Below are 9,342 nucleotides of genomic sequence, written 5' to 3'. Positions count from 1 at the left end.
CATTGCGTTGCAGGATATTATCCCTGACCAGGGCATTCTCCCGCCGAAAACACGCCGAAGGTTTGTGCAACAGGCTCCGAACATCGCGATTTCCGAGAGAGTGATTTGGTCGGCAGGTCGCCGAAAGTCGCTCAGCGTCCTTTTCAGGAGGTGCCAGTTTTGACCGATTTCGCCTTGGCGCATGAAACTGCCCGTTTGACACCAGCTACCTAGGGACCCTTGGTCCCTGACTCTTTGAGAGGTGTCTTGAGTTTTCAGGCTGCCGTTTGATTTTCCCTCGTGCAGGTGCAGTACCACCGCCTGCTCGGCGACCGTGGCGCGCAGCCTCTCGCTCTCGGCCCTGGCTTCCTCCAGCTCACTCTGCTCGCCGGTTTTGCCTGGGCGGCTCGGCCGCGCCGGCAACGCGTTCAACGCGGCCTGCTTGACGGTGCGGCAGATCGTCGAGACCGTGCAGCGGTCGACCCTCCGCTTCTCGGCGGCCTCGCGCTGGGTGTACTGCTCGGTCATCACCGCCACGAACATCTCGTACTTCTGGCTCGGCGCCAGCACCCGCCCCGCTGCTGGTTCCCGGCACCACGATCACCACCCGGCTAACGGCCAACGGCGCCCTGCACACCCCGGCGCCACCGCGTACCGGCCGTCGTGGCAGGCCCGCCAAAAAAGGCTCACGATTGCCCCGACTGACCGAGTTGGCCAGCACCGCACCATGGTGTACCGCCACCGTGGACCGTTACGGGCGCACCGACATCATCACGATCGCCGAACGCAGCTGCCTGTGGTGCGGCGCGTTCGGCGACACCCCGGCCGGGTGGTGCTGGCCCGCGAATCGATACCACCGGCGGCTATGACCTTGCGGTGTTCACCACCGACACCACCACCACCACCACCACCACCACCACCGACGGCACGGGCATCGGCGCCCGCTACGCCGAGCGCTGGTCGAATTGGTTTAGGAACACAGCCATCATCTTGCGGCTCAACGGCCATACCAACATCGCAGCCGTGCTCCGACACCACGCGCGATCATCTCCGCCCCGTCGAACTACTGCTGAAATGGTGAAACACGACTTTGCCGCGACCGTGTGGCGGTGATCGACGCGCCGGTCCGCGACGGGGTCGAGATGCTCACCACGGCAGACGGCCGGTGTCCGGCGATCTATTCCAGCGGCGCCACTCGCGAAGGCACCTGAGGTCGCCGAAACCCACCAAACTAGTGGATCTGCCGAAATGACCGACCGGCACCCGGCCGACCCTATAAGATGTCAGCCGAGTGGCTGCTTTCCGAGGAAGGGGCGGATGTCCCATGCTTACGGCGCGGACCATGCGGCGCTCGAATGTCCTTAAAAACTCTAATCTGTCTAGGTCGCTCACGTCGCCGGAGGAAATTACCTTATGACCATCGTGAAGGGTGCTGGCAAGATTGCTTCGACAGATCAGAGTCCGCGCATGGCAACGTCGCCTCCGGAGCGAGCTGAGCTAGTTAGCGCGACCCTCGGGCCTCCACGATTGCGAACGTCTTTCCCGGTTTCCTCCGATACTGCGCCGGAGGATTTTGATGAGTCAGCCTACCTCGCAGCGTTTCCGGACGTCGTAAGAGCCATTAAGGCCGAAGAATTCCCTTCAGCATTACAGCACTATGAATATACTGGTAGGCGCGAGGGCCGTCTTACGGATCCTCGTTATGAGGCGCTCATTAGCGCCGACACAGCCGGATTTCCGGCAGCCCACGTGGATGCGATCTACGGTTGCAAAGACGGGCAATGCCTGGTCTTGGGCTGGGTAAACGACGACGGACAGGAACCCGTCGGCAAACTGGTGCTGCGGAACGCCCTTGGTTTGAGGAGTTCAACGACGGCGCTCTACCGGTACCGCCGCAAGGATGTCACAGACTATCTGGGACTGCCGGAGGGCAGAAATCTCGGTTTCTGGGCGATTGTAGCGATCGAAAGGCCCGAAACCATGAGGGCGCCGGCCGTCGTGACCCTTTCGGTCGGAGCCGAGCGTAAGACATTCAACTGTCAATTCCGTGCGGTTGACGAAGAATGCTTTAGGGAGCTTGCTCTCGACTGTCTGGCTAAGACCCAAACCGTCGGGCATGCTCTCGTGGAAACCTTTCGCCACTTGGACGCCGGATTAGGACAGTCGCTGATCGCGTTGAATCTCAAGGTTTCGAGGCGGATGGCCCTGGGCGCACAGACAGTTCAAATAGGCGTGGCGCCGGCTCGCCTGGAAACATCAGTCATCGTATGTCTGTTCGGCAGACCAGAATTGCTTCCGATTCAGTGTGCGCTCTTCTCAAAGTGCCATGGCATCGAAAGCTATGAATTCATCTACGTCTCAAATAGTCCCGAAATGGCGGAGTTGCTGATCAAGGACGCTACTATAGCCAACCGGATCTATGGAATGCCGATCACGCTGATCCTTCTGCCGGGCAACGCGGGTTTTGGCGTCGCCAATAACGTTGCGGCCGCCGCCGCGCGGAGTGGTCGCCTTCTGATACTGAATCCAGACATTTTTCCGATGGATCCGGAATGGCCGTCGCAGCATAGCCGGATCGTGAACGATCTGCCTCCGGAGCAAGTTGCACTGTTTGGCGCACCGTTGTATTACGACGACGGCTCGTTGATGCATGGAGGTATGTATTTCGAAGTGGACATAGAGTTCTTTTTTCGGGATCAGCAAGCCACGCGCTACGAGATGCTCAGAGTGGAACACTACGGCAAGGGAGCGCCGCCGCATACGAACCCTTTTCTTGTCTCACGCCCGGTTCCAGCCGTGAGCGGGGCTTGGATGTCTGTCGAACGCGAGTGGTTCGAGTCGTTGGGGGGATTCTCGCCGGAATACATATACGGACACTACGAGGATGCCGACCTTTGCCTCAAGAGCTTCAGCGCCGGTAAACCGGTGTGGCTCCATTATCTGCCGTTCGTGCATTTCGAGGGCAAGGGGTCTGCATTCCGTCCAGCTTTCGAAGGCGGACGTCTGGTGAATCGATGGCATTTCACCAAAATTTGGGGCGAAATCGTGAAGAATTGCGTCCACGGTCCTGCGTCACAAGCTTTCTCGACTCCGACTCACCGCTGAGCGCTTACCGGAAACGACTTTTGAGGCAGAGGGAAATGACCGAAACGAAGGGCGACGCCAAAGTTCTCGTTATCAGTCTCCACCATCCCGAATTGATGCGGGGTGGTGCGCAGCAGATCGCCTATGAACTATTTCAGGGATTGCAGAACGAACCAGGCATCGAACCGGTGCTTCTGGCTTCGACCGATGCCGCGTATCCGGCATTGTATAAAGCCGGAGCCTGCATCACTGGCTTCGACCAGCGGCCAAACGAATTCCTGTTTCTAACGCAGGAATACAACTATGCCTGGCACCGGACATCCTCAGTCCGTCTGATCGACGCCTACTGCGAATTTCTTGAAACCATTCGGCCCGATATAGTTCATTTTCATCATTTCTTGACCTATGGCATTGATCTACTCAGCTTGACCAGGCGAGTTCTGCCCAATGCGCGCCTTGTCTTCACGTTTCACGAATTTCTCAGCATCTGCGAAGCGAACGGACACATGGTGCGAACCAGCGATCAATCGCTGTGCTCGCAAGCGAGCTCTGTTCGTTGTCATCAGTGCTTCCCCGACCGCTCCCCCGAACACTTTTCGTTGCGGAAGATGTGGTTCATGCGTCACCTGCAGGAAGTGGACGTTTTTACGTGCCCCAGCAGCTTCATGATCGACCGCTATGTAGCTTGGGGAATCGATGCCCGCAAGATCCGTCACGTATCGAATGGTCAAGCCGACTGCACCCGCGGCTCAGTGATTCCCGCTTTTGACGGTCCAAAGAATCGCTTTGGCTTCTTTGGGCAGATGGTCGACATCAAGGGTATTCAAATACTCCTCCGAGCGGTGGCAAGCCTTCGGGAGCAGGGCTTCACAAACTTCAGAGTTGAGTTGAACGGCGACAACCTCCGCTATGCCACGTCGGCGCTCAAAAAGGAAATCGAAGATTTCCTCGCCGAAGAGAATGAGCGCCCTTTTGCGGAGCGAATCGTGCGAAGCAATGGTCCCTACCAAGTAGATCAACTGACTAGCCGAATGTCACGCGTTGACTGGTCCATTGTGCCTTCCCTCTGGGAAGAGGCTTTTGGTCTCGTAGTATCGGAGGCGTGGGCTTTTCGCCGCCCAGTCATCTGTTCCGATGTTGGGGCTCTGGCCGAGCGCGTCACCGATGACGTTGATGGCATCCACTTCACCCGGGGTGACCCCTACGCCCTGGCCGCAGTCATGCTGAGAGCCTCTACGGAAACCGGTCTATGGGAGCGCCTTTCGGGCGCGATCCCTGAACCGCCGTCTCTTGCGGCAATGGTAGCGGCATTCCTCGACGTTTATGGCGTTAAACAAAAGCCAAACGGCTCATCAGTACGGCGACCGGTGCGCCGGGAAAAGGTCGCAAAAAGAACTGACGCACCAACGAGAGCGCAGCGGCCGTCCCGCCGGCCAGCACGGATATCGAGTTCGGAATAACGATCCTGTCGATGCGGAAACCGACTGCTGCAGTATTGGCTGACGTCGGCGCTCGCTGCCTGACGGATCTATTAGTGTGACGAGAGGGCCGTCCCGATGATCGAAAATGACAACGCGACTGCAACGTTCGGCTTGTCCGGCGTCGGCTACATCGAATTCCTCAACGCGCTGCACACCCACCTGACACCGCGCAGCTATCTAGAAGTTGGCACCTCGACAGGGGCTTCGCTGGCGGTTGCGGGCTGCGACACGATCGCGGTAGATCCGCGGTTCGCTCTTCGCGGCTGCGCCAGCGGAAAGCGGACACGCACGTTCTTCTTTCAGATGACCTCAGACGATTTTTTTGCGACAGAAAATGCAGCCACGTTGCTGGGACGGCCAGTGGATATGGCCTTCCTGGACGGCATGCACCTGTTCGAATACCTGCTGCGCGATTTCATCGGCGCGGAGGCTGCTTGTCATCCCGGCTCATTGATCCTGTTGCATGATTGCGTGCCGTCGAACACGCGGATGGCGTTGCGGCAGCCCGTGCCTGGTGATTCCTCTGAAGGAGACACCGCTGGCTGGTGGACCGGTGATGTGTGGAAGCTGCTGCCGATTCTGCGTGAGTACCGCCCGGACCTGCGGCTACACGTGCTGGACTGTCCGCCTACCGGTCTGGTCGCAATCACCGGGCTGGACCCGGCATCGAGCGTTCTTGCTGATCGTTATGACGAGATCGTCGATCAGCACGCCGGATCCGTTCTCGACGAGGGTCGGCTGAAGTCGTTCTGGGACAAACTCGAACTAACCGCTTCGCGACCGCTTCACGCCGAACCCGAGCGCCTGACCGAGCTGTTCACCCTTTACACGCCACGTTCCGGGATGGCATCAGGGAGTAACGAAATCGAACACATGCAGAACGAAGAATGCATAGTTGGCACGTCCTCGGAGGCAGGAATGGATTTTTTCCCCCGAGGCAGATTTCCGCTCCGAGACTGGCCGCCATCGGATGGCATGCTGACAGTCATCGAAGCGCCGAAAATAGAGCAATTCAGGCCGCCTGAGTTTGTTTGCAACCTCTCCGGTAAGACGATACCCGACTGGTTCAATACGGGTGACCAAATCCATGTCCATGGGAGCTACTTGGTGTCGCGATCCGACGTGCTTCTATTTGGGCAAAATCACCTGGTAAGTCAATCCGGGCTCTGGTCGTGCGAAACGCGGACGTTCAAGCGGCATTGGATGGACAATGTGACGGTTCCTGCGTTTTCTAAGATGTACCCCGGCGTGAAGCCCGGCATCGAATTTGAGGGTGACGAGGTCGTTCTCGATTGCGCCACGCTAAACCAGTGCGATGTTGATTCAATCATTGAACCATTGTTCCTCGCCACTCCGCTAGAACCCGACGTTTGGGGCAGATGGATGACAACAGCCCTCCCCAAGTGCGCCCAGTTCAAGGAATTCGGGAACGGAAGACGGTTCTTTTGCCGGGCTGAGTATCGATGGCAACGGGACCTCATGAAACTGATGGGTATCGACGAGGCTCAAGTGCTGGAGCACGATCCGGGAAAAACATACTTTTGCCGCGATGCTCTAACCGTGGAATATTCGGTGGCAAACCTGGCTATTAGTGAGGCCGAGAAGCGGATCTACGCCGAATTAGCGGATGCTTGCCGGCGAGATTCCGCGGAAACTTTTGGCGAGCGAATCTTCGTGTCGCGTCTCTCCTGGTCGGCGGAGCATCCCCACTACCGCGTTTTGCAAAACGAATGCGATCTTATCGCGGCGCTGAGCAAATTGGGTTTCAAGACGGTTCAACCGGAGCAGCTACCAGTTAAAGAGCAGATTGGGATGTTTGCGCGAGCCAAATGCGTTGTCGGCTTAGGCGGATCGGCTCTCTTTGGCGTTCGTTTCTGCCCGCCCGGCACAACAGTAGTGGACATCGAATCGAGTGACGTCTTTATCCGCGACCACTCCATGATGCTCAGTTCAATGGGACACCGATTCGCCGTTATTGTTGGGCGGCAAGACCCCGCCGACCCGGCGCCGGTGCACAAACGGTGGGCCATTGATGTGCAGCGCGCCTGCACCGCAATCCGGGAGATTCTTTGAGCATCTTCTCGATCTCAAGGCAGACCAGGTCGGGTGAGCCCCAATACCGCTACTGAAGCGGTGATGGTCGGGTACGGATCTGAGATGCAGAGGATTTCGTCGAGGGTGGCGGTACGCGCGGTACGCGCCCCGGCGGCGGCTGGTCGGCCATGTTGGGTGGGGGGATCGGGGTTGCTGTGTTGCACACTGCGGGCTCGATCCAGGCGTGCGGTGTCGAACATCGCTGGGCCGCTGGCCATCGCCTCGGTGAGCAGGTAGCGGCCGGCATCGGGTGCTCGGCGTACCGCCTGCTCGGGGGCGCTGGCGCCGGTGAGTGCGGCCGCGTCTTCGACGTTGATACCCACTTGAAACACCTGTGGTTCGGCGTCGAGCACCGCGGTCAGGCGGGTGATGTAGTTCTCGGGGGCGAAGAATCGCCAGCCCGCGCCCAGGTGCAGCCAGAACCGTCCGTGGATCTGCGCGCGCAGCTGCGCCAGTTGGGGGGCGGGCTTGTCGCCGGATCGGCGACGGGCGAACTCGAGAAAGCCGTAGCGTTTGCGCAGCGTGGCGCGGTCGGGGGCGGACAGGCCGGCATCGAGTACCAGGAAGCGCGCGGCCCGCGACACATCGAGGCAGCAGTTCAGAAACGAGTTGATGGTGTGTTCGGTGGTCTGGCGGTCGGGTCCGGCGATCAGGGTGACGGTGACCTCGCCCTGACCGGGACCGGCGGCCAGAGACTGCACCAGGGCTTGGGGGTAGGGTGAGGCGGTCTCGAGCATGGCCGGTACCGAAACGTCGCGGTTGGCGGCGATCCGTCGCCGGTCAGGCTGGGGGAGGTCGGGGCGGGCCAGCAGGCGCCTGCACAGTGTGAATGCCTCGGCGTGCTTGCCGATCCAGGATGCGCACACCGCCTGCTCGTCGGTGGCGCGCCACGCGTAGATGTCTGCGTATCTGGGGACAAAGAGGTCCTCTTCGGGAAAGGGAATTTCCGCGGCGCGCTGGGCAAACTGGTAACCGAGCCGGTAGTGCTGCTCGTTGCGATACCGAAAGGCGATGGCATGCAACGCCTCGGCGCGAGTCGGTCGAAACTTCCACGCCTTGAGGTAGGCGTCCTCAACATCCGGCCACGGCGCACCGAGGTTCGACATCGACTCCGCGAGCCGATACATCGCCCAGTGGACCTCCTCTTCGCAGCCGCCCATCTGCACCCGCCGCTCACACCACCGGCGCGCGTTGACGAAATCCTCCATCCGGAAGTAGGTCTCGGCTAAGAAAAAGACCGACCGCGCATCCCCGGGATTGCGCTCGACCTTGGCCAGCAACCAGTCGCGCTCCTGCGCAGCCTTATGCTTGAACAGCTTGTAGCTAAACAGTTGACTGTCGCGGAGCTGATCATCTGCGCTGTGGTCTCTACCTTCGTGGCGCGCCTCGAGGCAGGGGTCGTCGCGCGCGGCGTTTTGGTGGGTGAAGCCCTCGAGGCCTTCGGACAGCGCGCGGTCCAGGATGGCGGCCTGGTCGCGAACGGAGAAAGCCTGGTAGCCTCGCTCGGCGAGCGCGCGTCGTGCGGGCTCGTTGCCGAGGAGCTCCACGCAGCGATCGACCAGTTCGTCGTAGTCGGCGAACGCGATGCCCGACGCCAGGTCGCGCTCCAATCCCGGATCGGCACCGCGCTCGGAGACCACCGCGCGTCGATTGGCGAGCAGATATGAAACACGGGTGATTTCGAAGATTTTCGCTTCCCAGTAGTGGATGTTGAGGACGATCTTCGAGCGTGCGATCCAGGCATCGCGGCTGGCGCCGTAGGCGCCCGATAGCCATTTGACCCGAAGGCCTCGGTCGTGCAGGTCCCGGAGAACGGAGTATCGGCGCCCATTGAGCGCGCCGTAGAACAGGACGTCGATGTCCTCGGGGGCTGGGGCGATCCGGGTCAGCTCGGGAACGTATCCGATCGGAACGTAGGTGGGCCGGGGCAATCCCAGGCCAGCGAGCCGCTCGATGTTGGCTTGACTGTAATCCCACGTCGGGCAGCGACGGAAAAGGTCGACGAATTCCGGCATCGTCATCCACGGCAAGTCGTCACCCAATTGCTCGAGGTTGTAGTAGATGGGATTTTTTGGCGGCTCTAATGCGTACTGGACGAGGAGGTTTCCGCCGAGCACGATGGTGCGGCGCTCGTCGAGGTCAAGACGGTTGGTCAGCACCGAGTCATGGCCAAGCGCCACAAGACCCTGGTGCACTGCCTCGGCGACCTCGTTAAATGCTCCGCCGCTGATGTCATCATGGGAGGGAGGTGAGACGATCGCGACCGCGAAACGCATGCGTGCAAACTACCGCAAGAGTCAGGGGCTTGACCCCGCTAAGTGGTCTCGCCCGTTAATTCGTCGGGGGTTATGCGGCATGTGTTTGGGAAGTGGCGTTGGTGTCGAGCCGCGCCAGGTGCTGGTGGAGGTCTGCGGCGGTGTAGCGCCAGGTGAAGGGCGTGGCGGTGGCGTTGTAGCGGTCCTGGAACGCCATCAAGCGTTGTTCGAGCGTGGTGAGGTCTGGGAAGTCGTTGGGGGTGAGGACTTTCCGTTGCACGATGGAGAAATAGATCTCGACTTGGTTGAGCCAGGAAGCGTGCACCGGGGTGTGGATCATGACGGCGTTGGGGTGCCGGGCGGCGAGCCGGTTGTGCTTCCCCCGAGATCGTGGAGGGTTTCTTAAGCCGCTTCTGGCTTCTGACGGTTTTCCCTGATCTCGTAGTTGA

7 protein-coding genes and 1 pseudogene are annotated in these 9,342 nt (G+C 60.0%); 5 read left to right on the top strand and 3 right to left on the bottom strand.

Annotated features, from left to right (window positions below; genetic code table 11):
• A partial coding sequence (locus FPZ47_RS29035; protein ID WP_210419996.1) for a hypothetical protein occupies window positions 1–549 on the bottom strand: 549 nt, incomplete at its 3' end.
• Window positions 550–671: 122 nt separating this feature from the next.
• On the opposite strand from FPZ47_RS29035, the gene FPZ47_RS28630 reads away from it, so the two are divergent.
• The 5 genes from FPZ47_RS28630 (at window position 672) to FPZ47_RS24805 (ending at window position 6,617) form a co-directional block, all read left to right on the top strand.
• Window positions 672–848: a hypothetical protein gene (locus FPZ47_RS28630; RefSeq protein WP_168209562.1), complete on the top strand. Its 177-nt coding sequence runs from the start codon at window positions 672–674 to the stop codon at window positions 846–848.
• Window positions 849–855: 7 nt separating this feature from the next.
• Window positions 856–1,092 carry a hypothetical protein gene (locus FPZ47_RS24820; RefSeq protein WP_145039666.1) on the top strand — a complete coding sequence of 79 codons (237 nt, stop codon included), beginning with the start codon at window positions 856–858 and terminating at the stop codon, window positions 1,090–1,092.
• A 300-nt stretch (window positions 1,093–1,392) separates the two neighbouring features.
• Entirely contained in the window at window positions 1,393–3,084 is a 1,692-nt protein-coding gene (locus FPZ47_RS24815) for a glycosyltransferase family protein (protein ID WP_144956509.1), read from the top strand.
• Between the two features lie 35 nt (window positions 3,085–3,119).
• A complete protein-coding gene (locus tag FPZ47_RS24810) occupies window positions 3,120–4,523 on the top strand; it encodes a glycosyltransferase (protein ID WP_168209561.1) in 1,404 nt (467 codons plus the stop codon).
• A 96-nt stretch (window positions 4,524–4,619) separates the two neighbouring features.
• Complete coding sequence (locus FPZ47_RS24805; RefSeq protein ID WP_144956515.1) at window positions 4,620–6,617, top strand: glycosyltransferase 61 family protein; 1,998 nt, start codon at window positions 4,620–4,622, stop codon at window positions 6,615–6,617.
• Between the two features lie 14 nt (window positions 6,618–6,631).
• Here FPZ47_RS24805 and FPZ47_RS24800 read toward each other — a convergent pair whose 3' ends face one another.
• Window positions 6,632–8,914: a glycosyltransferase family 1 protein gene (locus tag FPZ47_RS24800; protein ID WP_144956518.1), complete on the bottom strand. Its 2,283-nt coding sequence runs from the start codon at window positions 8,912–8,914 to the stop codon at window positions 6,632–6,634.
• Between the two features lie 70 nt (window positions 8,915–8,984).
• Window positions 8,985–9,342: pseudogene (locus tag FPZ47_RS24795) on the bottom strand (hypothetical protein); the annotation flags it as partial.

The organism is Mycobacterium helveticum (assembly GCF_007714205.1).
Taxonomy (GTDB): domain Bacteria; phylum Actinomycetota; class Actinomycetes; order Mycobacteriales; family Mycobacteriaceae; genus Mycobacterium; species Mycobacterium helveticum.
Note: the sequence above shows the minus strand (reverse complement) of the source record. Positions and strands in the feature narration are given on the sequence as shown.

Bases quoted from the DNA above. Each gene is read 5' to 3' on its own strand.
- FPZ47_RS24815 (WP_144956509.1), top strand. From the start codon at position 1,393: ATGACCATCGTGAAGGGTGCTGGCAAGATTGCTTCGACAGATCAGAGT.
- FPZ47_RS24810 (WP_168209561.1), top strand. From the start codon at position 3,120: ATGACCGAAACGAAGGGCGACGCCAAAGTTCTCGTTATCAGTCTCCAC.
- FPZ47_RS24805 (WP_144956515.1), top strand. From the start codon at position 4,620: ATGATCGAAAATGACAACGCGACTGCAACGTTCGGCTTGTCCGGCGTC.
- FPZ47_RS24800 (WP_144956518.1), bottom strand. From the start codon at position 8,914: ATGCGTTTCGCGGTCGCGATCGTCTCACCTCCCTCCCATGATGACATC.